This window comes from Aliirhizobium wenxiniae, from assembly GCF_014201355.1.
GTDB lineage: Bacteria > Pseudomonadota > Alphaproteobacteria > Rhizobiales > Rhizobiaceae > Neorhizobium > Neorhizobium wenxiniae.
This window is the reverse complement of the sequence record NZ_JACHEG010000004.1, coordinates 237,968-262,487: the sequence shown is the minus strand read 5'-3', so window position 1 is coordinate 262,487 and position 24,520 is coordinate 237,968. Positions and strand designations below refer to the sequence as shown.

The 24,520-nt window shown below is 59.1% G+C and carries 20 protein-coding genes; 10 read left to right on the top strand and 10 right to left on the bottom strand.

Annotated features, from left to right (window positions below; genetic code table 11):
- Nucleotides 1–143 precede the first annotated feature (143 nt).
- A complete protein-coding gene (locus tag HNQ72_RS18780; RefSeq protein WP_183994158.1) occupies nucleotides 144–1,406 on the top strand; it encodes a glycerate kinase type-2 family protein in 1,263 nt (420 codons plus the stop codon).
- Between the two features lie 4 nt (nucleotides 1,407–1,410).
- Here HNQ72_RS18780 and HNQ72_RS18775 read toward each other — a convergent pair whose 3' ends face one another.
- Together HNQ72_RS18775 and HNQ72_RS18770 are read right to left on the bottom strand one after the other, a co-directional pair.
- Nucleotides 1,411–2,316, bottom strand: a complete 906-nt coding sequence (locus HNQ72_RS18775; protein ID WP_183994156.1) for a S1C family serine protease — start codon at nucleotides 2,314–2,316, stop codon at nucleotides 1,411–1,413.
- Between the two features lie 211 nt (nucleotides 2,317–2,527).
- On the bottom strand, nucleotides 2,528–2,944 hold the full coding sequence (locus HNQ72_RS18770) for a hypothetical protein (RefSeq protein ID WP_183994154.1): 417 nt from the start codon (nucleotides 2,942–2,944) through the stop codon (nucleotides 2,528–2,530).
- 320 nt (nucleotides 2,945–3,264) lie between these two features.
- On the opposite strand from HNQ72_RS18770, the gene HNQ72_RS18765 reads away from it, so the two are divergent.
- Nucleotides 3,265–4,851, top strand: a complete 1,587-nt coding sequence (locus HNQ72_RS18765; protein WP_183994152.1) for a GMC oxidoreductase — start codon at nucleotides 3,265–3,267, stop codon at nucleotides 4,849–4,851.
- Between the two features lie 99 nt (nucleotides 4,852–4,950).
- Here HNQ72_RS18765 and HNQ72_RS18760 read toward each other — a convergent pair whose 3' ends face one another.
- The 7 genes from HNQ72_RS18760 to HNQ72_RS18730 all read right to left on the bottom strand — a co-directional run bounded on the left by HNQ72_RS18760 (nucleotide 4,951) and on the right by HNQ72_RS18730 (nucleotide 12,228).
- Nucleotides 4,951–5,865 carry a TIM barrel protein gene (locus HNQ72_RS18760; RefSeq protein ID WP_183994150.1) on the bottom strand — a complete coding sequence of 305 codons (915 nt, stop codon included), beginning with the start codon at nucleotides 5,863–5,865 and terminating at the stop codon, nucleotides 4,951–4,953.
- 16 nt (nucleotides 5,866–5,881) lie between these two features.
- Nucleotides 5,882–6,640 (bottom strand): glycerophosphodiester phosphodiesterase family protein, encoded by a 759-nt coding sequence (locus HNQ72_RS18755; protein ID WP_183994438.1) that lies wholly within the window; start codon nucleotides 6,638–6,640, stop codon nucleotides 5,882–5,884.
- A 35-nt stretch (nucleotides 6,641–6,675) separates the two neighbouring features.
- Nucleotides 6,676–7,557, bottom strand: a complete 882-nt coding sequence (locus HNQ72_RS18750; protein ID WP_183994148.1) for an ABC transporter permease — start codon at nucleotides 7,555–7,557, stop codon at nucleotides 6,676–6,678.
- Between the two features lie 12 nt (nucleotides 7,558–7,569).
- Complete coding sequence (locus HNQ72_RS18745; RefSeq protein WP_148144552.1) at nucleotides 7,570–8,496, bottom strand: ABC transporter permease; 927 nt, start codon at nucleotides 8,494–8,496, stop codon at nucleotides 7,570–7,572.
- A 14-nt stretch (nucleotides 8,497–8,510) separates the two neighbouring features.
- The gene (locus tag HNQ72_RS18740) at nucleotides 8,511–9,437 is read right to left on the bottom strand and encodes an ABC transporter ATP-binding protein (protein WP_183994436.1); all 927 of its coding nucleotides are present in this window, start codon (nucleotides 9,435–9,437) and stop codon (nucleotides 8,511–8,513) included.
- 71 nt (nucleotides 9,438–9,508) lie between these two features.
- On the bottom strand, nucleotides 9,509–10,519 hold the full coding sequence (locus tag HNQ72_RS18735) for an ABC transporter ATP-binding protein (RefSeq protein ID WP_183994146.1): 1,011 nt from the start codon (nucleotides 10,517–10,519) through the stop codon (nucleotides 9,509–9,511).
- A 71-nt stretch (nucleotides 10,520–10,590) separates the two neighbouring features.
- Nucleotides 10,591–12,228: an ABC transporter substrate-binding protein gene (locus tag HNQ72_RS18730; protein WP_183994144.1), complete on the bottom strand. Its 1,638-nt coding sequence runs from the start codon at nucleotides 12,226–12,228 to the stop codon at nucleotides 10,591–10,593.
- Nucleotides 12,229–12,439: 211 nt separating this feature from the next.
- Between HNQ72_RS18730 and HNQ72_RS18725 the strand changes: the two genes are divergently transcribed.
- The 8 genes from HNQ72_RS18725 (at nucleotide 12,440) to HNQ72_RS18690 (ending at nucleotide 20,688) form a co-directional block, all read left to right on the top strand.
- The gene (locus HNQ72_RS18725) at nucleotides 12,440–13,387 is read left to right on the top strand and encodes a sugar-binding transcriptional regulator (RefSeq protein ID WP_183994142.1); all 948 of its coding nucleotides are present in this window, start codon (nucleotides 12,440–12,442) and stop codon (nucleotides 13,385–13,387) included.
- Between the two features lie 216 nt (nucleotides 13,388–13,603).
- Nucleotides 13,604–14,593 (top strand): aldo/keto reductase, encoded by a 990-nt coding sequence (locus HNQ72_RS18720; RefSeq protein WP_183994140.1) that lies wholly within the window; start codon nucleotides 13,604–13,606, stop codon nucleotides 14,591–14,593.
- 87 nt (nucleotides 14,594–14,680) lie between these two features.
- On the top strand, nucleotides 14,681–15,931 hold the full coding sequence (locus HNQ72_RS18715) for a multidrug effflux MFS transporter (RefSeq protein WP_183994138.1): 1,251 nt from the start codon (nucleotides 14,681–14,683) through the stop codon (nucleotides 15,929–15,931).
- Between the two features lie 4 nt (nucleotides 15,932–15,935).
- Nucleotides 15,936–16,736, top strand: coding sequence for an SDR family oxidoreductase (locus HNQ72_RS18710; RefSeq protein WP_183994136.1), 801 nt, complete (start codon nucleotides 15,936–15,938; stop codon nucleotides 16,734–16,736).
- Between the two features lie 22 nt (nucleotides 16,737–16,758).
- Nucleotides 16,759–17,601: an SDR family oxidoreductase gene (locus tag HNQ72_RS18705; protein WP_183994134.1), complete on the top strand. Its 843-nt coding sequence runs from the start codon at nucleotides 16,759–16,761 to the stop codon at nucleotides 17,599–17,601.
- A 67-nt stretch (nucleotides 17,602–17,668) separates the two neighbouring features.
- Entirely contained in the window at nucleotides 17,669–18,685 is a 1,017-nt protein-coding gene (locus HNQ72_RS18700) for a zinc-dependent alcohol dehydrogenase family protein (protein WP_183994132.1), read from the top strand.
- A gap of 177 nt (nucleotides 18,686–18,862) precedes the next feature.
- Nucleotides 18,863–20,080 carry a (R)-mandelonitrile lyase gene (locus HNQ72_RS18695; protein ID WP_183994130.1) on the top strand — a complete coding sequence of 406 codons (1,218 nt, stop codon included), beginning with the start codon at nucleotides 18,863–18,865 and terminating at the stop codon, nucleotides 20,078–20,080.
- 29 nt (nucleotides 20,081–20,109) lie between these two features.
- Entirely contained in the window at nucleotides 20,110–20,688 is a 579-nt protein-coding gene (locus tag HNQ72_RS18690) for a flavodoxin (protein WP_183994128.1), read from the top strand.
- An 8-nt stretch (nucleotides 20,689–20,696) separates the two neighbouring features.
- Here HNQ72_RS18690 and HNQ72_RS18685 read toward each other — a convergent pair whose 3' ends face one another.
- The gene (locus HNQ72_RS18685) at nucleotides 20,697–24,335 is read right to left on the bottom strand and encodes a hydantoinase B/oxoprolinase family protein (RefSeq protein ID WP_183994126.1); all 3,639 of its coding nucleotides are present in this window, start codon (nucleotides 24,333–24,335) and stop codon (nucleotides 20,697–20,699) included.
- Nucleotides 24,336–24,520: the final 185 nt, after the last annotated feature.

Below are 24,520 nucleotides of genomic sequence, written 5' to 3'. Positions count from 1 at the left end.
TCCATTTCCCACCGTGGCAAACCGTGACATCACCGTTTTCCGGAAACACATCCATTCCGCTTCATCGATGACAGCAAGGAAAAGTGCGGTTGACGCGTGCTGACCACCATGGTCAGAACAGTTCGCCAGGGCGAGGAAATGACATGATCGGTGAACGCCAACTGCTGAAGATGCTGTTTGATGCCGCGGTGAAGGCCGCCGATCCCCTTAACGGAATTCGCAAGCATCTACCTAATCCACCCGCGAACGCTCGCACAGTTGTAATCGGTGCCGGCAAGGGAGCCGCGCAGATGGCCGCGGCGCTGGAGACCGTCTGGAATGGTCCTCCGCTCAGCGGCCTTGTCGTCACGCGATACGGTTATGGCTGCGAGACAAAGAGCATCGAGGTCATCGAGGCGGCCCACCCGGTACCGGATGAGGCAGGACTTTCGGCAAGCCGCCGGCTGATCGAGACTATCTCAGGCCTCTCGGAAGATGATCTGGTCATAGCGCTTGTCTGCGGGGGCGGGTCTGCCTTGCTTCCGTCACCTCCGGAAGGGCTGACGCTTCAGGACGAGATTGCGCTCAACGAGGCGCTGCTGGCCTCCGGCGCATCCATTTCGGCGATGAACGTGGTGCGCAAGCACGTCTCCACGATCAAGGGCGGGCGACTGGCCGCAGCAACAAAAGCGCGTGTCGTCAGCCTGATCGTCTCGGATATACCAGGCGACAATCCAGCCTTCGTCGCCTCCGGTCCTACTGTACCTGATGACAGCACCCGCCATGAGGCTCTGGCAATCATAGAACAATATCGAATGGACCTGCCGTCAGCCATCATTGCCCATCTAAACTCGCAGGCAGCCGACGCACCGATGCCGCAAGAGCCACATTTCTCGAGAAATGAACACTACATCATTGCCTCTGCCGGCGTCTCGCTTCGCGCTGCAGCGGATTTCGCCCGCAGCAAAGGTGTCGATGCGCATATCCTCTCGGATTCCATTGAAGGAGAGGCACGCGATGTCGCCCTCGTTCATGCGGCCATCGCCCGGGAAGTTGCCTTGAAAGACCAGCCATTTACCAAGCCGACCGTGCTGCTCTCCGGTGGAGAGACAACTGTAACCATCCGCTCGAAAGGCGGCAGAGGCGGACGGAACGGTGAATTCGCCCTATCTTTTGCTTTGGCAATTGGCGGCACCGGGATCGTGGCGCTTGCCGCCGATACGGACGGGATAGATGGTTCGGAAGATAATGCCGGCGCTTTTGTTGATGGTACGACGGCGCAACGTCTACTGCGTGCCGGAACCGACGGCCGCGCTCTGCTCGAGCGCAACGACAGCTATTCAGGCTTCGTTGCAATCGGCGACCTGTTCGAAACCGGGCCAACAGGGACGAATGTCAATGATTTCAGAGCGATTCTGATACGCTAGGCTATTATTGCAGCGACGGCTTTATCAAGAAGTCGTTTCTGTCTGCAGATTTCACCCTGAGCCAAGCTTCACGTCCGTCACGAAGTATCCGCATAGGAATTTCGGCGCCCGGTGAGCCGCTTTCCCAGACCTTTCGGTAGAAATCCGCCAATCCATCGACCTCACCGTCGCGGATCTCGGAGATCACATCGCCACTTTTCAAACCCGCCTTTGCGGCCGGCCCGTTTTCAGTAACGCTCATGACTACGACTTCGCCATTGGTCTCAGCCGAATATGCCCCAAGCCAGGGTCTTGGCGGTTTATTGATTATTCCCTGGCTCAGGACGTCATCAAGTATCGGCTTCAGCAGATTGATGGGGACAGCCATATTGATGTCGGCAATCTCACCGCCCTTACTCATCTGCAATCGCAGGGATCCCAGGCCGACAAGCTTGCCTTCACTGTTGATCAAAGCGGCTCCTCCCCACGATGGATGGGCAGGCGTGATAAAGATCGCTTCTTCCAGCAAGTATTCCCAATAACCGGCGAATTCCTGTTTTGCGACGATATGCCCCCGCACGTATTGTCCCTCGCCGTCGGCAAAGACGATAGCGTCTTCGATAGATGCCTCATCTGAATCACCGATGGGAAGCGCCGGCAGTTCGAGCGGCGCAAGCGCCTGAACCAAACCGAAACCGCTTTCCTGATCATAGGCCGTAACATAAGCCGGCACGACGCGACCGTCGTAACGTGTCAACCAGACTTCCGTTGCCTCGGTAATCAGGTAACCGATTGTAAGCACCAAGCCGTTTTCGCGGATCACCACGCCGCTACCCTCCCGGCGCGTGCCGAGCGTGCCAGCCGTGAAGGCCTTTTCCGGAACGGAGGCACGGACAGCGACGAGCGACCGCAAGTTTTTTTCGAGATCCATGGTGCACATCCTCAAAACAAGCCGGGGAGGATCCCGGAAAATATTGCCGTATGATATATAAACATCGCCGACGAGAAGCCTAAGCTAACCGGCATGGGACGTCCAGGCGAGCAATTTGTTCCATGAGATATCGCCCGAGTTTCTTTGCCATCTACTGTTCGGCATAGCGGTCCGCCTGGCAGTTCGTCTGGAGCAGACGCAAACCCGGCACTCAACCAGGATATCGAAGCCTGCAGATAATCTGCAGATCAAGGATATACTGATCGATACCTTTGAAAGCAGTATCCTCAATGACTTGGGGAGGTGTCCAATCCTTATCACCCTTGACGCTGCCATGCCCAAGTTCTGCAAGACGAAGCTCTATAAAGCCCGCTCTAAGGCCCTCCCGGATGCGCTGAACCTGCAATTGTCTTTCGATGCAAGCGTTGCTGCTTGACCAAAAATATTCGGCGGCATTACCGGGGCTGGCCAAGGCCAGTGAACAGGCGAGAAATGCGGAAAGCTTCGGCCTGGCTTTCATGTTTGCACCGCGGCGAATGCGCAGGTGTTTCTTACGGTGACACCCATGTTTGACATTGATGCTCCTCTGCGACAATGCAGAAAACGGATTTGGATCGAGATAAAACAAAATTCAAGAAGAGTCTCGATTAATCTTGCGTTTCTTACGCCTTCGATCCATCATCTATTCAAATACGTCAAGCTTAAGCTCTTCAATTGCATACAAAACAAGAATTTAACTTGCAACAGGCACACGTTACGTTGCTTGTTACGAACATATAGACTCATCTCTTCTGTTAATTCAGATCCGATGTTTCTTCTGGGACAGTCAATCGAAATCAGAAGGCGGCAGGGAACGCCTTCGACCATGTAACGAGGCGATATCGGTCATGTTGGGCGCACTATAGGCGCATGAACAATATGGCTGACCAGTGACGAGGGTCCATCTTAATGCTGTCCAGCCGCGACGTCCTGAATAGCGAGTTCGATGTATGCGTTGTCGGCGCCGGCCCTGTCGGCGTCTGTATTGCACTTATTCTCAGTCAGGCCGGCGTTCGAACACTCCTTCTCGAACGTGGCGCGCGGAATGCAATACCGCCCAAGAGACGGGAGGGGGTACGACTGGATGATACTGTCCCTCATGCACCCGATCACGATACGTTAGCATTTGGCCTGGGAGGCACTTCAAGCAGATGGGGAGGGCGATGCGTCGAACTCGACGACATTGATTTCGAGCATCGCGACTATCTTGGCGAGGAAGCACGCTGGCCAATCAGTCATAGCGAACTTGAGCCGCATTACGTGGAAGCGGCGAAACTCATGAAGGCGCCTCGCCCGCACAATACGCCGCTGTCAAACGAAGCATTCCTGGAATCGATGGAAAGCTGGGCTTTTCCTCGAAACACTGCAACAGCAAATCGCTCTGCTCTTCTGTCTTCGAAATCTCTGCACATTCTTCTCGACGCCCAACTGATCAAATTGAATTTTGATAGTGCGATGGGCAGGACGACCTCGGCAGCCATTCGATGCGACAGACAATTGGGTACGGTTCGCGCGAACCACTTTGTTCTGGCATGTGGAGGTAGGGAGAACTCGCGTCTCCTGCTGAACCTGCAGGCCCAATTTCCTGATCTGTTTGCCGGCAAGGAAGGGCCGCTCGGGCGGTATTACATGGGTCATCTCACGGGCCAGATTGCTCAAATCCGGTTTCAGTCAGAGGCAATCGCGGAGCAGTTTTTCTTTAGGCGGCAGCAGGATGGTCGCTTCACGCGCAGACGCCTGCAGCCATCTCCACAGACCCAACGAAATCTAGGCGTGCTGAACACGGTGATGTGGCCACACAATTCAGACGTAGGCAAACTACCGCCGCGTCAACCATTGGCTTCCGCCGTATTCCTGCGAGAAGTGCTGCAGGGCAAACGCAGTGCATCCCGCCAGGACTGCATTACGCATGGAATGTACCTGATGCGACATCCCATCAACGGGCTGGCTTCGATTTCCAAGGTTGCGCATGAAAGATATTTTTACGGACTGCCACACCTTCAGATGCGTGACGTCCATAACGAATATAGCCTGACCTATCATGCAGAGCAGGCGCCGCGCAGGCTAAGCCGTGTTGACTTGATCAACGATGCCGACCGGGATGGTCAATTCGGGATAAGCACCGAATTCAGTTACTGCCCGGAGGATTATCAATCCGTGCTGAAGATACATCATAGTTTCGACGAGTGGTTGAGGGCTACAGGCCTCGGTTCACTTCGTTTCCTGGAAGGCGACTTAGAAGAGATGGTGATATCGCAGGCTCATGACGGTTATCATCAGATCGGACTGACGCGAATGGGCACTAACCGTCGGGAGGGTGTCGTTGATGCCGACTGCCGTGCCTTTGATATCGATAACCTCTTCGTTGCAGGCAGCTCGGTTTTCCCGACTTCGGGACAAGCGAATCCGACATTTCCCGCCGTCGCTTTCGGGATTCGACTGGCTCATCATCTCGTGCACATCGTCGGTCGCGTCCAACCGGCAAGGATTGCCTGAGCGCATAGCGTGATGCAATCAATCCGCAGTCACGACCAGATTGCAAATGGCCTTGCCTTTTGCGGACATGGGTCCGCAAAGCAAGGCCATTTCATAGTTTTACTCAGCGGCAATATTCGACTGACCGGCGTTGAGAGTCATCAGCCGTTTTGCACGTTCAAGGCTTGCGGGCTGTTCGGCATGGTAACGGCGACCGATTTCCATCATCAGCACCGTATCCGGCAGGAAGGTCAGTTCCGAGAAAATCTCTTCCCAGTCAATATCACCCCAGCCGAGCGGCATATGCAAATCGCCGATGCCGAGTGCGGTGTTTTCCTGAACATGGTAGGGCTTATAGAAGGCCTGCGGGCGGCCGAAACTGTCATGCACATGCAGATGGCCGGCAACCGGCGCCATGGCGCGCAGTTCTTCGCGGAAATTCAGGCCGCGATAGGTGGCTTCGAGATAGGCATGGCTGAAGTCGATCAGCGCCACGAGGTTGGGGTGATTGACCGCCTTGACGGTTTCGGCAACCTGCGTCGGCGTCTGGCGATATTGGCCAAGCTCGGTGGTGAAGATGTTCTCGAAGGCAATACGCACGCCATAGGGCTTGCAGAATTCGGCAAGTTCGAACAGCGATTCACGCTCTCTTCTGTCAGCTTCAGCGCGTTCCGCCAACTGGTCGGCACGCAGATTGCCCCCGTGCTGGACGAGGATACGCGCGCCGATCCGGTCGCAGACCTGCGCTAGCGCCTTGGCGGCGTCGATCTGGTAATGGCAAGTATCAGGATCCATGAAATTGGAGGAAACGAGGCCGTGTACTGTATAGCGGAAATCAAACTGCCTGGTGATCGCGACCAGTCGCTCGGCGCGCTCCTCTATGATGCGGCCGCCGGCGATCAGGTCAAGGCTGGTGAGGCCCAGTTCCACCGTATCAACGCCGATCCCAGCCAGTACCCGTAGTTCTTCTTCAAGGCTTGCCAGTTCTCCGTTGACGGAGCCGGCGTTGAAGCCTGTACCGATAATATTGCCCATGGTTGATCTTTCCTCTTCAGACAGGTTCGGATTGCTGTTGGATTTTTCCGCGCAGGGTCAGCGCGAGATCGGGACTGTCGGAAGTCAGGTGACCGATGCCACGTTCCAGCCACGGCCGGATCAGCGCCTCGTCATTCAGCGTCCAGACACAGAGACGATCGAGCGTCAGCTTGGAGGTGATCAGGTCCCACTCGGCCGCCATCAGTTCGTGATGAATGGCAACGATATCGACGAGGCCTTCGACATTATCGATGAAGCTTGAAAGGCCGCCCTGTTTTGCTGCCCATTCTGCATTGACAGAAACGAGGCGCTCGACCTTCGGTGCCACGCGGCGGCATTCCTCCAGCACAGACACATCGAACGACGTCAGGTGGCAACGGTCGGCGAGACCAAAGCGCTCGATCTCGGCAACCACCTTTTCGGTGATGCCGGGATAGGGCTTCTTTGCCTCATCGGACTTGATCTCGACATGCAGCTGACGCTCACCGGCATCGCCCAGGATAGCCAGCACTTCAGCAAGCGTGGGCACCGTATCCGTCGTCGATTCGAGATGTGTCTCGGTGCGCGACTGCGTCGTCAGATGGCGTACGAGGCCGGACTTGTCTGTGGTGCGCTCCAGCGTCGCGTCATGGATGACGACCAGTTCTCCGGCATCGGTAAGGTGCACGTCGAATTCGATCGCGTCGACACCGAGCGCCAGCACGTTGCGAAAGGCGGTCAGCGAGTTTTCCGGCCATAGATTACGGGCGCCGCGGTGGCCGGTGATCTTGGTTATGGTCATGAGAAAATCCTTGGATGAAACGGAAGAGATTATCGAAGTGTCGGATCGAGCTTGTCGCGCAGCCAGTCGCCGACCAGCGAGATGGAGAGCGTCGTCATCATGATGACGAAGGCAGGAGCAAGCATGATCCATGGTGCACGCGTGAGATATTCGCGGCCAAAGCCCACCATGTTGCCAAGGCTGGTTTCCGGCGGCTGAACGCCGAGACCGAGGAAGGAAAGTCCGCTTTCCATCAGGATAATTTCCGGAAAGGTCAGCGTCATCGAGACGATCAGCGTCGAGGCGACATTGGGCAGGATGTGCTTCATGTAGACACGGGTCGGTGTCGCGCCGAGCTGCACGACTGCCGCAGCATATCCTTGCGCGCTTGCTGAGATCGCCAGACCGCGGGCAATGCGGGCATAACGCTCCCAACCGTAGAAACCCATCAAACCGATCAGAAGCGGCATGGATGAACCGAAGAAGGCCAGAACCGCAAGCGACATGATGAGGAATGGCAGGGCCGCCTGAAAGTCGGCCAGAACCAGAACGAGATGTTCAACCGCACCACGGAATTTTGCGGCCGCAAAACCAAGCGCGGTGCCGAAAACGGCCGAGATGATCGTTGCGCCGAAGGCAATTGCGAGCGACACGCGGATCGACTGGATGAGGCGAGAGAATACGTCACGCCCGAGTTCATCCGTTCCCAGAAGATGCGCCGGATTGCCGGGCAGCGACAGACGGGCACGCAGATCCATGGCGGTGATGCCATAGGGGCGGATCAGGTCGGCAGAGAAGGCGACGAACACCATGGCGACAAGCCAGGCGATGCCGAAGCCGACAGAGAAAGGCACCTTGCGCACCTGCTTGATGAAACGGATGTAGAAGGACAGCTCGGAGGTCGGCTGACGGGATGTATCGACGATGGTCATGTCCGTCTCTCCTTAATGTGCGCTCTGGGCACGAAGCCGCGGGTCGAGCCAGCCATAGAGCAGGTCGACGATCAGGTTCGACACGACCATGGTCGCGGCAATCATCAACAGGATGCACTGGACGACAGCGAGATCGCGATTGGTCACGGAGACGACCAGAAGGCGGCCGATACCGGGCCAGGAGAAGATCGATTCCACCACGACCGCACCGGCGATCAGAGAGCCGACCATGAAGCCCACGATCGTGACGATCGGCACGGCGGCATTGGGAAGTGCATGGCGCCAGACGACATCCTGCCATGCCATGCCCTTGGCCGAGGCCGTGCGGATATAGGGCTGGCTCATCACTTCGATCATCGCGCTGCGCGAGAAGCGGGCGAGGATGCCGATGCCACCGATGCTCATTGTCAGCGTCGGGAGAATGCCGTGCTGCCATGTGTCCTGTCCGCCGGAGGGAAGAAGACCGAGCGTGATCGAGAAGATCAGCACCAGAAGCAGGCCCATGACGAAGGATGGAATGGTGAAGCCGAAGATCGCGGCCAGGATGACGCCGCGATCGACGGCGCTCTGGCGATGCAACGCGGCATAGACGCCTGCTGGAATGCCGATCACGACCTTGAGGAACAGCGCTGGAATGGTGAGCTGCAAGGTGGCGGGAATTCGATCGATGACCAGCTGCATTGCCGAGGCCTTGTCGCGCATGGAAACGCCGAAATCACCGGTAAAGATCGCCTTGATATAGGCGAGATACTGGATCCACAGCGGCTGATCGAGACCCCAGGCCTTGCGGAAGGCATCAACGGATTCCTGTGGCACGTCAGGCCCGAGCATGACCTGTGCAGGATCACCAGACATGCGCAGGACCACGAAGGCGAAGGTCAATACCGCCAGAATGGTAATCATCGCGCGGAGAAGACGGATGGAAGCAAAACGCAACATGTCTCTTGCGCTCCTTATGCTGCAACAGGCTGATCGACGCCGGCCACAAGGTGGCAGGCGGCAGTGCGACCATCGGCGACCTGACGAAGCGGCGGCACGCTTGCACGGCAGATGTCGGTGGCCAGCGGGCAGCGCGGATGAAAGGCGCATCCGGACGGACGATTGGCCGGGTTTGGCGGTTCGCCCTGCAGGATCACGCGCCCTTTGAGAGGTTTGCCCGGCACCGGCACGCTGGAGACGAGAGCCTTGGTGTAGGGATGCAGCGGCGCGGCGAAAATGACGTCGGACGAAGCTTCTTCGACGATCCGTCCGAGATACATGACGGCCACGCGGTCAGCCATGTTGCGCACCACCTTCAGGTCATGGCTGATAAACACCATGGCGATACCGTTTTTTTCCTGCAGGTCACGCAACATGTTGACGACCTGGGCCTGGATGGACACATCCAGCGCCGAAACCGGTTCGTCGCAGACGAGGAGTTTTGGGCGAGATGCGAGCGCGCGGGCAATGACGACACGCTGGCGCTGGCCACCGGAAAGCTCGTGCGGATAACGATCCGCCTGATCCGGACGCAAGCCTACCGCCACCATCAGTTCGGCAACGCGGGTCCCGCGATGTTCCTTCGGCACCAGCTTGTGGATGGCAAGCGGTTCACCGATCTGTTCGGCGATCGTCAGGCGTCGGTCGAGCGCTGCCAGCGGGTCCTGATAGACAAGCTGCATCTTGGCGCGCAATGCGCGCCATTCCGGTGTACCAAGCTTCGGCATTGGCTTACCCTCGAAGAAGGTCTCACCCTCCTGCGAGGGGTCGATGCCGAGCAACATACGGCCAAGCGTGGACTTGCCGGAACCGGACTCGCCGACCACACCCAGAGTTTCGCCGGGCATGACGCTGAGATTGATGCCATCGACAGCGCGGACCGGCGTCGCCTTGCCGAACATGCCCTGGCGAACCTCATAAGTCCTGACCAGATCTTTCGCTTCAATCAAAGGAGCATTCGCAGAATGGGAAATCACGATACGGCCTCCGCAACGCGGTTTGCCGCAACAGTCGCCAGATCGGTGGAATGGCTGACCGGGTGGAAACAGGAAAGAAGGCGGCCGTCGTCCATCGGAGAGAGATCAGGCCTGCGGCTGCGACAGTCTATGGCGGCATGCGAGCATCGCGGCGAGAAGGCGCAGCCTTCCGGCAGATCACGCGGATGGGGAACGGTGCCCGGAATGGGGATCAGCCGTTCGCGCGGACCATCAAGCCGTGGGATGGCGTCGAACAGGCCACGCGTATAGGGATGGCGCGGGTTGTCGAACAATGCCTCGATCGTGCCCTGTTCGACGATGCGGCCGGCATACATGACGCAGGCGCGTTCGCAGACCTGGGAAACAGCGCCGAGATCATGGCTGATGAAGATCGTCGCCATGCCGGTTTCGGCGCGAAGCTCGATCAGGAGGTCAAGAATCTGTGCCTGAATGGTCGCATCGAGTGCCGTGGTCGGTTCGTCGGCAACCAGCAGATCCGGTTCGCCGGCAAGCGCCATGGCGATCATCAGACGCTGACACTGGCCGCCGGAAAATTCGTGCGGAAAAAGATCGAAACGCCGGCGTGTATCGGGAATACCGACCATGTCCATCAGACGCAGGGCTTCGGCCTTTGCCGCCTGGCCAGTCAAGGCACGGTGAAGGACGAGCGCTTCGGTAATCTGCCGCCCGATCTTCAGAACGGGATTGAGCGAGCTGGATGGATCCTGGAAGATCATCGCGATCCGTTTGCCGCGTACACTCTCCAGTACGCTGCGCGGAGTGCCGAGGATCTCCTGTCCGTCGACGCGCACCGAACCGGCAACCGTTGCCTTGCCCGGGAGCAACCCGAGTGCTGCAAGCCACGTGACCGACTTGCCACAGCCGGATTCGCCGACAAGGCCGATCGCCTCACCACGGCGGACCGTGAGATCGATACCGTGCAGCACCTGGATACCGTCGAAAGCAACCTTCAGGTCGCGCAGTTCCACAAGGTTGTTGGAAACCATCGGAGCTCATCTCCATTTCAGCAATAGAAGACGCCGGCCGCTGGGAGCGGCCGGCGCGCGATATCGAACGGTTAGGAAGCGTTCCAGTTACCGGTGCGGAAATCCATGGCGAAGGCCGGAGCGGCCTTCCACTTCAGCGAGGACTTCATGCCGGTGAAGACGGCGTTCTGGTGCAGGACCTGATAGGCCGGGTCTTCGCGTTCGGCGATTTCCAGCATGCGGGTGATAGCCTTCTTGCGCAGATCGCGATCTGTGGAGGTTTCCATGACCACGGAGAGCTTGTTCATCTCTTCGTTGCTCCAGTCCTTCTTCTGCTGAGCTTCACCGTTCGGGCCGAACTGAACGACCATCGGCGTGATTGGGTCGTTAATGGAGTTGCCGGCCGACCAGTCACGCACACCCTTGACGCCCTGCGGATCGTGGATCTGCGCCCAGTTTTCCTTCATCTGGATCTCGACGTTCAAGCCAACCTGCTTCCACATCTCGACCATGATCTGCGCATTAGCAGTCTGGTTGGTGTAGTAGTTGTTGAGCAGGCGATAGGGGATCGCATCGCCCTTGTAGTTGGCTTCCTTGAGAAGCTTCTTGGCGAGATCCTGATTGTATTCCGGTGCTGCCCAGCCTTCGACGAACATGTTCGAAGTCCTGAAGGATTCGAACTGCAGGCCGGCGGGAACAACGGTCTGACCGGCCCAGAGTGCTTCGACGATCGCCTGACGATCGATCGAATGGGTCATGGCGCGACGAACCAGCGGGTTGGCCAGGATCGGGTTCTGGGTATTGAAAGTGGAAACGCGATGGTTCCAGATCGTCGAGCTCTGCACTTCAAGGCCGGGCGCAGCCTTGACCGTGGCAATCTGGTCCGGCGGCAGGTCGCAGGCAAAGTCATATTCGCCCGACAGAAGGCCGTTGACGCGGGACGCCACTTCCGGAACCTCGACAAAACGGATCTGCTGAAGCGGCGGACGACCACCCCAGTATTCATCGAAGGCAACCAGCGTCAGCGAAACGTCCGGCTTGTATTCACCAACCATATAAGGGCCAGTGGTGATCGGCTTGCGTGCCCAGTCGGTATAGCTCTTGGCTTCATCCCAGGAACGGCGGCTGGTAATCTGGCTGCCGAAGGAATAGAGGCGGCCTTCAAGCGTCACGTCCGGCGTCGCATTGTGGAAACGGACAGTGTACTTGTCGACGACTTCAACGCCGGTGAGTGCCGGCCACAGGCGACGGGCAACGCCCGGAACGATCGCCGGCAGTTCCTTGACCGTCGTCGGCTTGTTATCGGCTTCAAAGATCGTCTTGCCGCCGACCGGTTCGGTGTTGCCGAACACGCGCTCCTTGGAGAAGGAGAAAGCAACGTCTTCAGCCGTGAGTTCGTCGCCGTTGTGGAACTTCACACCCTGGCGCAGCTTCAGTTCCAGTGTCTTGTCGTCAATCCGCTTCCATTCGGTGGCCAGACCCGCAACCGGACCCTGGTTGCCCATCCAGTCACGATTGATCAGACCTTCCCACAGGTTGGGGAAGAACACGCGTTCACCAACGTTGGACTGTTCGTTCCAGACATCGAGCGTATTATTGTTGGTGATCTTCTGTACCGCGATCGTGATCGACGGGCGTGCACCCTGGCTGAACGACATGCGCGGCAGGATGATGGTGCCGGCTGCAGCAGACATCAGTCCCAGCGCATGGCGGCGGTTGATAGAAAGCATGGATCTCTCCTGTTGAACCAAATGAACGATATGGGCGCGCGGACACCTTCGCCGGGCGGGAGGACCTCGGCGTCGGGCGTCGCATGGAAATCGACAGACAAAATTTCGTCAGGAGGCTGTGGTTGATGAAAGCCGCTTTACCGCCCCGCCGACTTCGCGTAGCTCTAGGTTACAAATGTTACGCTGATGTGACATTTGGGCGGGAGGTAACATGTCCAATCAGCAGCTCATGGTAAGAGCCTCGTGGCTCTATCACGTAGAAGGATTGACGCAGGCGCAGATTGCCGAACGGATGCTGCTCACACGCCGCAAGGTCAACGAGCTTCTCTCCGCAGCACTTGATCAAGGCGTCGTCAAGATCAGCTTCAACTCTCCACTGACCGAAAACGTCGAGCTGGAGGCTGAGCTGCGGCAGCGATTTGGCCTGACTGACGTGGTCATCGTTCCGACACCCGAAGATAAAAAACAGATGGCGACCGTGATCGGCCGCGCCGCGGCAATGTTTCTGGAACGACTGATCCAGGCAAGCGAGCCGACATCACTTGGGGTCGGCTGGGGCGCAACGCTACGCGAGACCGTCCACCATATGGCGCCGGCCAACGTACCGAACGTCAAGGTTCGTTCAATGATGGGCGGCTTGACGCGCGGCTCGGAAATCAACACGTTTGAAATCGTGCGGCGGTTCGCCAAGGTCATGAATGCGGAATGTCATTATCTGGCTGCACCGATCTATGCGGACGATCCGGCTTCGCGCGACACCATCGTTGCACAGACGGTGTTCCAGAGCCTGCTTCAAGAAGCAACCGCGGTAGATGTCTCGATTCTCAGCATCGGCGACATCTCACCGGAATCGCTTCAGGTTCGATACGGCCTGCCCACCGGTACAGATGTTGGAGAATTGACTACTGCCGGTGCTGTCGGCGATCTTCTGGGACGATATCTCGACGGTAATGGCCAAGAGATTGATCACCCCTTGAACCGGCAGGTCATATCTCCATCGATCAACGATTATCGCCGAATTCCAACACGGATCATTGCGTCCGGGGGAGCGCATAAAAGGGCGATTTTGACCGCGTGCCTCAGCGCGGGCCTGGCGACCACCGTGATTACCGATACGGATAGCGCTTATCGCCTGTTGGGCAGGAACCTATCTGAATAAGCGATGATCCTCGACAGCCACATTCATTATCATCAGCAAGCTGCGGCATGACTTGGCTTCGAGCCAATTCATGAATTTTGAGCATAAGTTCATGCTGTATCCAGCGTCTAATGAAATGACTGCTTAAGGTTTACATTTCCATCCACGGTGAGTTGATCGCCAGCGAAAACTGGCCGGCAGACACCCGCTCGTTATTGTCGTGAATGGAGACAGGATATGAAAAAGCGCGTCCTCGGAAAGGCCGGCCTTGAAGTGTCGGCACTCGGCTTTGGCTGCATGGGGCTGGATTTCGGTTATGCCAACAAGGTCAGCAAAGAGGAAGGCATCACCCTGATCCGTCAGGCGGTCGAACGCGGCGTGACGTTCTTCGACACGGCAGAAGTCTACGGCCCCTTCACCAACGAGGAAATGGTCGGTGAGGCATTAAAGCCATTCCGCAATCAGGTGATCATCGCCACGAAATTCGCCTTCAACTTCGTCGACGGCAAGCAGTCCGGGCTGAACAGCCAGCCGGCGCATATCAGGCAGGCGGTAGAAGGCAGCCTGAAGCGTCTCGGCGTCGAGGTGATCGATCTCCTCTATCAGCATCGCGTCGATCCCAATGTGCCGATCGAGGATGTCGCCGGCACGGTGAAGGACCTGATTGCCGAGGGCAAGGTCAAGTATTTCGGCATGTCGGAGCCAGGCGCCAACACGGTGCGCCGCGCCCATGCAGTACAGCCGGTGACCGTGCTGCAGAACGAATATTCGCTCTGGACCCGCGGTGTCGAGACCAACGGCATTCTCCAAACCTGCGAGGAACTCGGCATCGGCCTCGTTCCCTACAGCCCGCTCGGCAAGGGTTTTCTCACCGGCGCAATGAGCAAGGATACAAAGCTCGGCGAGGGTGATTTTCGCAATATCCTGCCGCGTTTCACGCCGGAGGCGATGGAGAAAAACCAGGCGCTGGTCGACCTCCTGAAGACCATAGCCGATGAAAAGGGTGGCACGCCTGCCCAGATCGCTCTCGCATGGCTGCTGGCACAGAAGCCATGGATCGTCCCGATCCCCGGCACGACCAAGCTGCACCGGCTGGAAGAGAACCTCGCAGCCGCGGATGTCGAACTGACACCGGACGATCTTGCACGGATAGAAAAAGCCGCAGCCGAGATCCGGATCGAGGGCGAGCGTTATCCCGAACATCTGCTCAGGACGACCGGCCTCTAACACCTCTCAGTCATTTTCAGGCCCGGCAGGAGCAGCATGCCCTGCCGGGCGCTGGCAGTTATCCGGCAACAGGACACCCACACCATCATGCCATCCCAAACTCAGCTCTGTTCGGCCGACACCCTTGCCGACAGCGCGCCCATACCGCATACGCAGCGCTGGCAGGTGCTTGCTATCCTCAGCGCATTGATGGGTTTTGCGTCGATCTCGACCGACTTCTACCTGCCTGCAATGCCGGAAATGGCCAATCAGCTTGGTGCCGATGCAGGCAGTGTCGAGTTCACCATTTCAGGCTTCCTGATCGGCTTCAGCCTGGGACAGCTTTTCTGGGGCGCCCTGAGTGACAAATACGGGCGGAAGATCCCGGTTGCGATTGGCCTTGTCCTGTTCGTCATCGGCTCGATCGGCTGTGCGATTTCGACAAGCGTCGAGGAGATCATTCTGTGGCGCATCCTGCAGGCGATCGGAGCCTGCGCAGGCGTGGTTCTGTCACGCGCCATCGTCCGAGATCTCTATCAGGGCGCGCGTGCAGCGCAGATGCTCTCGACGCTGATTGCCGTGATGGCGATCGCCCCGTTACTGGGGCCCATCCTCGGCAGCCAGATCGCGGCCATCGCCGGTTGGCGCGCAATATTCTGGGTGCTGGTACTGCTCGGGCTTTTGGCGCTTGCAGGTCTTTGCACCTTGCCTGAAACATTGCCGGCCGAGCGGCGGCGCACCGAGCCGCTGACAGGGGCTTTCCGTCGTTACGCGGATCTGCTCACTCATAAGAAGATCATCGGTTATGCCGGTGCGGGAGCCTTCTTCTATTCGGGCATGTATGCCTATATCGCCGGAACTCCGTTCGCCTTCATCACCTACCACAAGGTGCCAGCCAAATATTACGGGCTGCTCTTCGGTGCCGGCATCATCGGCATCGTCATCACAAACCTGGTCAACGCACGGCTCGTCCACCGCTTCGGCATGAACCGGATTCTGGCAGGCGGTACGGTTTTTGCGATGATCTCGGGCATCGTGCTTGCGGTAAACTCCTATTCCGATTTCGGCGGATTATGGGGCCTTTTCCTGCCGCTGCTGGCTTTCGTTTCCGTCACCGGCTTCGTCGTCGCCAATTCGATCGCGGGTGCGATGGCCGATTATCCCGAACAGGCCGGCTCGGTTTCGGCGCTCGTCGGCGCCATTCAATATGGCAGCGGCATTGCCGGGTCGGGATTGGTCGGTGCTCTTGCGGACGGCACGCCCTGGCCGATGGGATGGGTGATCGCCGTGATGGCGACCGGTGCTGCGCTCTGTGCCTGGCTTGTCACCTCCACCTCTTCCAAATCTCGGCAGGAGTAACGTCATGACCGATCAACCTCTCAAGATCCTTGTTGTCGGCGCCACCGGCAGTATCGGCGGGCATGTCGTTGCCGAGGCTCGCGCGCGTGGCCATTCCGTCAGGGCGCTCGTGCGCGACACGCACAAGGGTCGTGCACTTGGCGATGCAGTGGAGATTATTGTCGGTGACCTGACCGAAAAGGCCAGTCTTCGTGCCGTCGTGGAGGATGTCGATGCGATCGTCTTCACCCACGGTTCCCATGGCAACGGCAAGCTCGGTTCGGAACAGGTCGATTATGGCGGCGTCCGCAATACGCTCCTCGCCCTCGGTTCCCGAAAAGTCAGGATCGCACTGATGACCGCTATCGGCGTGACCAACCGCACCGGCAGCTACAATCAGCACACCGAAGCTCATGATTGGAAACGCCGCGCCGAGCGTCTGGTGCGGGCCAGCGGCCTCTCCTACACCATCGTCCGTCCCGGCTGGTTCGATTACAATGACAAGGACCAGCACCAGCTCGTCTTTCTGCAGGGTGACACCAGACAGTCCGGCACGCCGCAGGACGGTGTCATCTCCCGCAGGCAGATAGCCCAGGTTCTGGTTGCAAGCCTTACATCCGAGACGGCCCGTTACAAGACATTCGAACTGGTGGCCGACAAGGGGCCGGAACAGACCGATCTGGAACCGCTGTTCTCCGGAATAGCGTCGGACATCCGGGGCGGACCCGATGCCGTTCGCGACACCGACAACATGCCCCTGTGCGATGAGCCGCAGCGCGTGCGTGACGATCTCGACGCAATCCGTCCCGCCTTAACTTCAGATTGAGACCAATAAAGGAGCACGGAACATGGCCCAGCAGACATGGTTTATTACCGGCGTCAGCAGCGGTTTCGGCCGCGAATTGACCGAGCAACTTCTTCAGCGTGGCGACAAGGTCGTCGGTACGGTCCGCGACACCGGCAAGATCAAGGATCTGGTCGAAGCCTATCCGCAGACTTTCTTCGCCAGGATTCTCGATGTAACCGACGTCGCGGCGATTAGGGCGCTGATTGATGCCGTCTTCGCCGACATCGGGCGCGTCGACGTGGTCGTCTCAAATGCAGGCTATGGGCTGTTCGGGGCTGCAGAGGAACTTTCAGATAGCGAAATCGATACGATCATCGCCACCAATCTCACCGGCTCGATCCAGTTGTTCCGAGCCGTCATCCCTCATCTTCGTGCCCAGGGTGGCGGACGTATCATCCAGCTGTCCTCCTATGGCGGTCAGGTCGCCTTCCCCGGCAATTCGCTTTATCATGCGACCAAGTGGGGCATTGAAGGCTTCGCGGAATCGGTGGCTCAGGAAGTAGCCGCTTTCGGCATCGGCGTCACGATTGTGGAACCGGGCGGCGCGCGCACGGAATTCCGCTATGGCAGTGCCAAAGTGGCAAACCTCATGCCGATTTACGACAACACGCCAACCCACGCATTCCTCAAGATGCTCGATCCCGGCAATGGCTTGGCAGCGGGTGATCCTACTCGCATGGCCACGCGCATTATCGAAAGTATCGAGATCGAGCCCGCACCGCTCCGGATGGTTCTCGGCTCCCAGGCGCTGCAAAGCACGATCGATACGCTGAAGAAGCGCATCGCGGGCTTCGAGGCGCAAACCGAACTGGCCGCCTCCACGGATTTTCCGCCGAACGAGTGACTTTCCGGATCCGGCAGGAATGTCCGTCCATCCCTGAAGAAAAAGATGAAATTAAAAGGAAAACATAATGCTTGCTACAATTCTCCATGGTCCCGGCGACGTTCGCTGCGAGGAAGTCTCCGAGCCGAAGATACTCAAGCCGACGGATGCCATCATCAAGCTGTCTGCATCCTGCATCTGCGGATCGGACCTGTGGCCCTATCGCGGCGCCAACGAGGTGACCGCACCGCTCTCAATGGGTCATGAATATTGCGGCGTGGTCGTTGAGGTCGGCAGTGCAGTCAAGACTGTCAAGCCGGGCCAGTTCGTCGTCGGCTCCTTCTGCCTCTCCGACAATACCTGCCCGCATTGCCGCTTCGGTTTCCAGTCGTCCTGCGAACAGCGGGAATTCATGACCGGCGCACAGGCGCCCTATGCCCGCGTGCCTCTGGCCGACGGAACGCTTGTCGCAACCGCCGACATGCCCGCAGATGATCTGATCCCGAGCCTTCTGGCCACATCCGACGTGCTGGGCACCGGCTGGTATGCCGCCGACGCGGCGGGCGTACAGGAAGGCTCGACCGCCGTTGTTGTTGGTGATGGCGCTGTCGGCCTGATGGGCGTACTCGCCGCCAGGCAGATGGGGGCCGAACGCATCATCGCGATGAGCCGCCATAAGACCCGACAGGACCTGGCGCTGGAATTCGGCGCAACCGATATCGTCTCCGAACGCGGTGATGCAGGCGTTGCCCGCATCAAGGAACTGACAGAGGGCGTAGGCGCGGCTTCCGTTCTGGAATGCGTCGGGACGCAGGAATCCATGTCACAGGCTATCGCCTCTGCCCGTCCGGGCGGCAAGATCGGCTTTGTCGGCGTCCCGCATGGCGTCACATTCGACGGCCAGAACCTGTTCTTCCAGCAGAAGAGCCTGCTTGGCGGCCCCGCCCCTGTGCGCCGTTTCCTGCCTTACCTGATGGATCTGGTTGTCGACCGGAAGATCAATCCCGGCAAGGTCTTCGACCTTGAACTGCCGCTGGCTGACGTGGCGGAAGGATACAAGGCCATGGACGAGCGCCGGGCGATCAAGACCCTTCTGCGTTTCTAAAAAAGGAGAGCCGTCGCGTCACCGAATTCAATGACGCGACCGCCCGACCATTCATGAACCCGGCGCATAGGCCCAATCGGATTGAGCCATCTAATCCCGCGGGATTTCCGGCCCACATCAAGGGACGGGTAACCCGCGCGTTTGGCCAACCGAGACCGTAGAAAGAGGAAGATCCGGATGAAGAACATTGCCGCCAGCATCGCCATGTCCACGCTCGCCGTCACAGGCGTGGAGGCCCAGGAAGAACGGCGTCGCGTCGCTCCGCCGGCGGTCTATGACGTTGCCCCGGGACTTGGTCATTTCACCGATAGTGTCCTCTTCGGCGAGGTATGGGAACGAACCGAACTTGCACCACGCGATCGCAGCCTGGTGACGGTCGCGGTTCTCGTCTCCACCGGCAAGTCGGCACAGATCGGCAGCCATGTGCGGCGTGCGCTCGATAACGGCGTAAAGCCCGAAGAGATCGGTGAACTGATCACCCAGCTCGCGCTTTATTCCGGCTGGCCCAATGCGATTTCGGCAGTGCAGGAAGTCGCCCAGGTCTTCGGTGAACGCAATATCGCACCGGTGCGAAACAGCGATGCCGCGCGCATCGAGCTGGAAGCGGCGGCGGAAGCTGCCCGTACCGCGACGGTCAACGCTGCCGTTGCTCCGACAGCCCCTGCCCTTGCCGAACTGACCAACCGCGTGTTGTTCGGTGATCTCTGGCAGAGGCCGGATATTTCCGCCCGCGACCGCAGCCTGATCACGATGGTGGCGCTTGTGGCGATCGGCCAGCCGGAACAACTGCCGTTTCACGCCAATCGGGCGATGGATAACGGCCTGACCGCCTCCGAGGCATCAGAAGCGATCACCCATGTCGCGTTTTATGCAGGCTGGCCGCGCGCCATGTCCGCAGTCCCGGTATTGAAGGCGGTATTCGAAAGCCGTAACGGCACAGCTCAAGCAAAGCCTTCACAAGTGAATTCCCAAGGAGAAAACATGGATCTTCAGGTCACCCGCGCCAACAGCAATCCCGGTCCCGGGCCGGACGCCTACTTCACCGGAGAAGTAAGCGTTGCCGGTCATTACAAGGGCACCGATCCGGCGCGCATCAGTGGCGCAACCGTGTCCTTCTCGGCCGGCGCGCGCACCGCATGGCATACCCATCCTCTCGGACAGACGCTTTTCATCATCTCCGGCAAGGGCTGGGTGCAGAAGGAAGGCGGCCCTGTCGAAACCGTCGGTCCCGGTGACGTGGTCTGGATTCCGCCGCATCTGAAGCATTGGCATGGCGCTTCTGCCGATGAGGCCATGACGCATTTCGCCGTGGCCGAAGCTGAGAACGGCAGCGTCGTAACCTGGATGGAGAAGGTCTCCGACGAGGATTACGCCAGGGCCGACGCAATAGACTGACGAAACCGGGGAGCCGGAGCCGGACGATCATGGGAAACGAATTGCCGAGAAGAAATCTGCTGAAGGCTCTGCCTCTCACTGCCGCCGGCCTTGTGCTGGCGGCGTCGAAGACGTCGGCAGAGCAGCGCCCGGTCGAGACCGGACATACACTCGTCGCCTATTATTCGCGAACGGGAAATACCGCCGTCATAGCCCGCCAGATCAGGCGGGCCATGGACGCGACGCTGTTCGAGATAAAGACAGAAACGCCCTATCCGGAAGATTATCAAACGACGGTCGATCAGGCGCGCCGCGAAACGCAGTCGCAATACCTGCCGCCGCTCGGGCATTTCGTCGCCGATATCGGTCGGTATGATACCGTCTATCTGGGCATGCCGATCTGGGGCATGACCGCTCCGCCGGTGATCCGCTCATTCCTGCGCGCCCACGACATGTCCGGCAAGGTGGTGATCCCCTTCATCACCCATGGCGGATATGGGTTGGGCGATAGTATCGACGTGCTGCGCGCCCATATGCCGGACGCCACGTTACGTCCGGCCTTTTCGATGGAGGCGGACCAGGAGCGCAGAACCCTGGACCGCGTTTCCGGCTGGCTGGCGGAAAACTAGAGCCTTCCCTATTCTGCCGGCAGATAACCGCCCGCCGTCGGCGTCACCACGGTGACGGCTTCGCCCGCCTCGATCAGCGTCTGGGCGCAGCCGGCAAGTTCTTCCACCGAGCCGTCGAGACGGCGCACTGTGGTGAGGCCGAGTTCGCCCTCTGCGCCACCGCCCAGCCCATGCGGGCGGATCGTGCGGTGCGACGAGAGGATGGCGCAATCCATTTTTTCGAGAAAACGGATCGTCCGCTTCGTGCCGCTGCCGGCAGAAAACGCCCCCTTACCACCGGATGCTTCACGGATATGGAAATCCTCCAGCAGCACCGGATAGCGCGTCTCCAGGATTTCCGGATCGGTCAGGCGGGAGTTGGTCATGTGGACATGCACCGCATCCGTACCCGCAAAACCGGTGCCGTCGTTGAATCGGCCTGCCGGTGAGCCGGAGCACAGGGTTTCGTAATACTGGTAAGTGGCGTTGCCGAAGGTGAGATTGTTCATCGTCCCCTGACTGGCGGCAATCGCGCCCAAGGCACCGAACAGCGCATTGGTGACATGTTGTGAGGTCTCCACATTACCCGCCACGACGGCTGCCGGATATTGCGGCTTCAGCATCGAGCCATCCGGCACGATGATCCTGATCGGCTTCAGGCAGCCGGCATTCATCGGGATCGAGCTTTCCACCATGACACGGAAGACATAAAGAACCGCCGCCCGCGTGACCGGTTCCGGCGCGTTGAAATTGTTCTTCTTCTGCTCGCTGGTGCCGGTAAAATCGACGGTCGCTTCGCGCTTTTCCCTGTCGACAGTGATCTTAACCCTGATCGTGCTGCCCTGGTCGGTGGCATATGAGAATTCGGCATCGCCGAGCTTTTCCAGCACCCGGCGAACGCTCTCTTCGGCATTGTCCTGCACATGGCCCATATAGGCCTGCACCACATCCAGACCGAATTGCGCAATCATCTTGCGCATCTCGTGCACGCCCTTTTCGTTGGCGGCGATCTGGGCACGAAGGTCGGCGACGTTCTGGGCGACGTTGCGGGCCGGATAGGGATGATCGGAAAGCAGCCTCGTGATACCCGCCTCATCGAACCTGCCGCGGTCGACGAGCGGAACATTGTCGAACAGAACGCCTTCCTCGTCGACCGTCGTTGCAAGCGGCGTCATCGAACCGGGGGCCGTGCCACCGACATCGGCATGATGACCGCGCGAGGCGACGTAGAACAATATCTTCTCGCCCTTTTCATCGAAAACCGGCGTCACCACCGTGATATCCGGCAGATGCGTGCCGCCATTATAAGGCGCGTTGAGCGCGAAAACGTCGCCGGGACGGATCCTGCCCTTGTTCTGCGCGATGATGCTTTCGACCGAGCGATCCATCGAGCCGAGATGCACCGGCATATGCGGAGCATTGGCGACGAGCGCGCCGTTTTCGTCGAACACTGCGCAGGAAAAGTCGAGCCGTTCCTTGATGTTGACCGATGACGCAGTGTTCTGCAGCGTCACGCCCATCTGCTCGGCAATCGACATGAACAGGTTGTTGAAGACTTCGAGCAGGACCGGATCGGCCTGCGTGCCGACCGCCTTTGCCCGTGACAGCTCCGCGATACGCTTCAGCACGACGTGATCGAGTTTGGTGATCTCGAAAGCCCAGCCATCCTCGACGACGATCGTCTGGTGCGGCTCAACGATCAGGCAGGGGCCATTGGCACGGGCACCCGGTGAAATGTCGGCGCGGCGATAGATGGGAGCATCCCGCCAGGCGCCGCCGGAAAAGAATTTCGTCACTTCCGTCGATACCGGTGCCGCTGTCTCAAGCGCGAATTCCGGCTCGGAACTATCCGCACCGCCACCAATCGCCTCGACTTCATAAGCCTCGAAAATGATCTCGCGGTTCTCGAAGATGAAACCGAACTGCTTCTTGTGCGCACTTTCGAAAGCGGCAGTCATTTCGGCCGCATCGGAAACAGTGATGGACAAGGTCGTATCCGTGCCCTGATAGCGCAGATGGGCGCGATGCAGGACTTCGATATCCGTTTCCGCGACACCCTGGCTTTTCATCTCGCCAAGAACGGCTGCGGTCAACTCGTCACGAACCGGTGAAAGCGACGCGAGCGCTGCCGCAAGACCTTGCGAGACCGTGCGCTGGCGGGTGGCGCGAATATCGGCAAGCCCCATACCATAGGCCGACAGGATGCCGGAAAACGGATGGATCAGCACGGTCGAGATGCCGAGCGCATCGGCCGTGAGGCAGGCATGCTGGCCACCAGCACCGCCGAAGCAGGTCAGCGCGTAATGGGTGACGTCATAACCGCGCTGGACGCTGATTTTCTTGACGGCATTGGCCATGTTCTCCACGGCAATGGCGAGAAATCCGTCGGCCACCTGTTCGGGCGTGCGGCCATCGCCGACCACCTCTGCCATCTCCTCGAAGGCCTTGCGTACGGCCTCCGCATCGAGCGGCTGGTCACGGTTCGGGCCGAAGATCTTCGGGAAGAGATCCGGCGAAAGCTTGCCGAGCATGACATTGGCGTCGGTAACCGTCAGCGGGCCGCCGCGACGATAGGCTTTTGGGCCGGGATTGGCACCGGCCGAATCCGGGCCTGCGCGAAACCGGCCGTTCTCGAAATGCAGGATCGAGCCGCCGCCGGCCGCAACCGTGTGGATCGACATCATCGGCGCGCGCATGCGCACACCCGCCACTTCCGTCTCGAAGGAACGCTCCAGTTCACCGTCATAGTGGGAAACGTCTGTCGATGTGCCGCCCATATCGAAGCCGACCATCTTGTCGAACCCGGCAAGCCGTGACGTCTCTACCGCTCCGACCACGCCGCCGGCCGGACCGGAAAGGATCGCATCCTTGCCTTGAAACAACCGCGCGGCAGTAAGGCCTCCGGAAGACTGCATGAACATCAGCTGCGGGCCGTTCCCACCTGTCCCGTTCGCGTCCGCGCCAAGCTCTTCCGCCACCTGCTCCACATAACGGCGCAGGATCGGCGACAGATAGGCATCGACCACCGTCGTGTCGCCCCGGCCGACAAGCTTGATCAGCGGCGAGACTTCGTGGCTGACGGAAATCTGGGTGAAACCGATCTCGCCGGCAATACGCGAGACAAGCTGTTCGTGAGCCGGATACCGATAGGCATGCATGAAGACGATGGCGATTGCGCGATAGCCGGCATCGAACCGGGCCTCAAGGTCGGCGCGGACGGTCGCTTCATCCGGTACTGCCTCGACCTCACCATCGGCGCGGACGCGCTCATCGACTTCGACGACGGCACTGTAAAGCAGTTCCGGCTTGATGATCTTCTTGGCAAAAATGTCGGCACGGGCCTGATAACCGATCGCCAGCGCATCGCGGAAACCCCGTGTGGTAACGAGCAGCGTCTTTTCGCCCTTGCGCTCCAGAAGCGCATTGGTGGCAACCGTCGTGCCCATCTTTACCGCGCCGATCAACCCGGAGGGGATCGGTTCTCCGGCCACGACGCCTAAAAGCTCGCGAATGCCCTGGACCGCCGCGTCCCTATAAGCCTCCGGATTTTCCGAGAGAACCTTGTGCGCAACCAGGGTTCCGTCCGGCTTTCGGCCGACGATATCGGTAAACGTGCCGCCGCGATCGACCCAGAAATCCCACTTACTGCCGGTTGCGTTGCCAGCCATGCCGTCCCCCTTGGAAGCTCGATTTGCTTCAACGAAAACAGTTCGTCGACAAAACGTCAATGATTAGTTGACAGGAAAATGCCCAATGCTGCATCATGCCCATCGAACAGGCAAAAGGCCGCAAAGAGCCTTGCCTGCAACGGCAACCGAGGGGAAGCCACATGAGCGATTTCCGCATTCCTGAG

Bases quoted from the DNA above. Each gene is read 5' to 3' on its own strand.
- HNQ72_RS18780 (WP_183994158.1), top strand. From the start codon at position 144: ATGATCGGTGAACGCCAACTGCTGAAGATGCTGTTTGATGCCGCGGTG.
- HNQ72_RS18775 (WP_183994156.1), bottom strand. From the start codon at position 2,316: ATGGATCTCGAAAAAAACTTGCGGTCGCTCGTCGCTGTCCGTGCCTCC.
- HNQ72_RS18765 (WP_183994152.1), top strand. From the start codon at position 3,265: ATGCTGTCCAGCCGCGACGTCCTGAATAGCGAGTTCGATGTATGCGTT.
- HNQ72_RS18760 (WP_183994150.1), bottom strand. From the start codon at position 5,865: ATGGGCAATATTATCGGTACAGGCTTCAACGCCGGCTCCGTCAACGGA.
- HNQ72_RS18750 (WP_183994148.1), bottom strand. From the start codon at position 7,557: ATGACCATCGTCGATACATCCCGTCAGCCGACCTCCGAGCTGTCCTTC.
- HNQ72_RS18745 (WP_148144552.1), bottom strand. From the start codon at position 8,496: ATGTTGCGTTTTGCTTCCATCCGTCTTCTCCGCGCGATGATTACCATT.
- HNQ72_RS18740 (WP_183994436.1), bottom strand. From the start codon at position 9,437: ATGTTCGGCAAGGCGACGCCGGTCCGCGCTGTCGATGGCATCAATCTC.
- HNQ72_RS18735 (WP_183994146.1), bottom strand. From the start codon at position 10,519: ATGGTTTCCAACAACCTTGTGGAACTGCGCGACCTGAAGGTTGCTTTC.
- HNQ72_RS18730 (WP_183994144.1), bottom strand. From the start codon at position 12,228: ATGCTTTCTATCAACCGCCGCCATGCGCTGGGACTGATGTCTGCTGCA.
- HNQ72_RS18725 (WP_183994142.1), top strand. From the start codon at position 12,440: ATGTCCAATCAGCAGCTCATGGTAAGAGCCTCGTGGCTCTATCACGTA.
- HNQ72_RS18720 (WP_183994140.1), top strand. From the start codon at position 13,604: ATGAAAAAGCGCGTCCTCGGAAAGGCCGGCCTTGAAGTGTCGGCACTC.
- HNQ72_RS18715 (WP_183994138.1), top strand. From the start codon at position 14,681: ATGCCATCCCAAACTCAGCTCTGTTCGGCCGACACCCTTGCCGACAGC.
- HNQ72_RS18710 (WP_183994136.1), top strand. From the start codon at position 15,936: ATGACCGATCAACCTCTCAAGATCCTTGTTGTCGGCGCCACCGGCAGT.
- HNQ72_RS18705 (WP_183994134.1), top strand. From the start codon at position 16,759: ATGGCCCAGCAGACATGGTTTATTACCGGCGTCAGCAGCGGTTTCGGC.
- HNQ72_RS18700 (WP_183994132.1), top strand. From the start codon at position 17,669: ATGCTTGCTACAATTCTCCATGGTCCCGGCGACGTTCGCTGCGAGGAA.
- HNQ72_RS18695 (WP_183994130.1), top strand. From the start codon at position 18,863: ATGAAGAACATTGCCGCCAGCATCGCCATGTCCACGCTCGCCGTCACA.
- HNQ72_RS18690 (WP_183994128.1), top strand. From the start codon at position 20,110: ATGGGAAACGAATTGCCGAGAAGAAATCTGCTGAAGGCTCTGCCTCTC.
- HNQ72_RS18685 (WP_183994126.1), bottom strand. From the start codon at position 24,335: ATGGCTGGCAACGCAACCGGCAGTAAGTGGGATTTCTGGGTCGATCGC.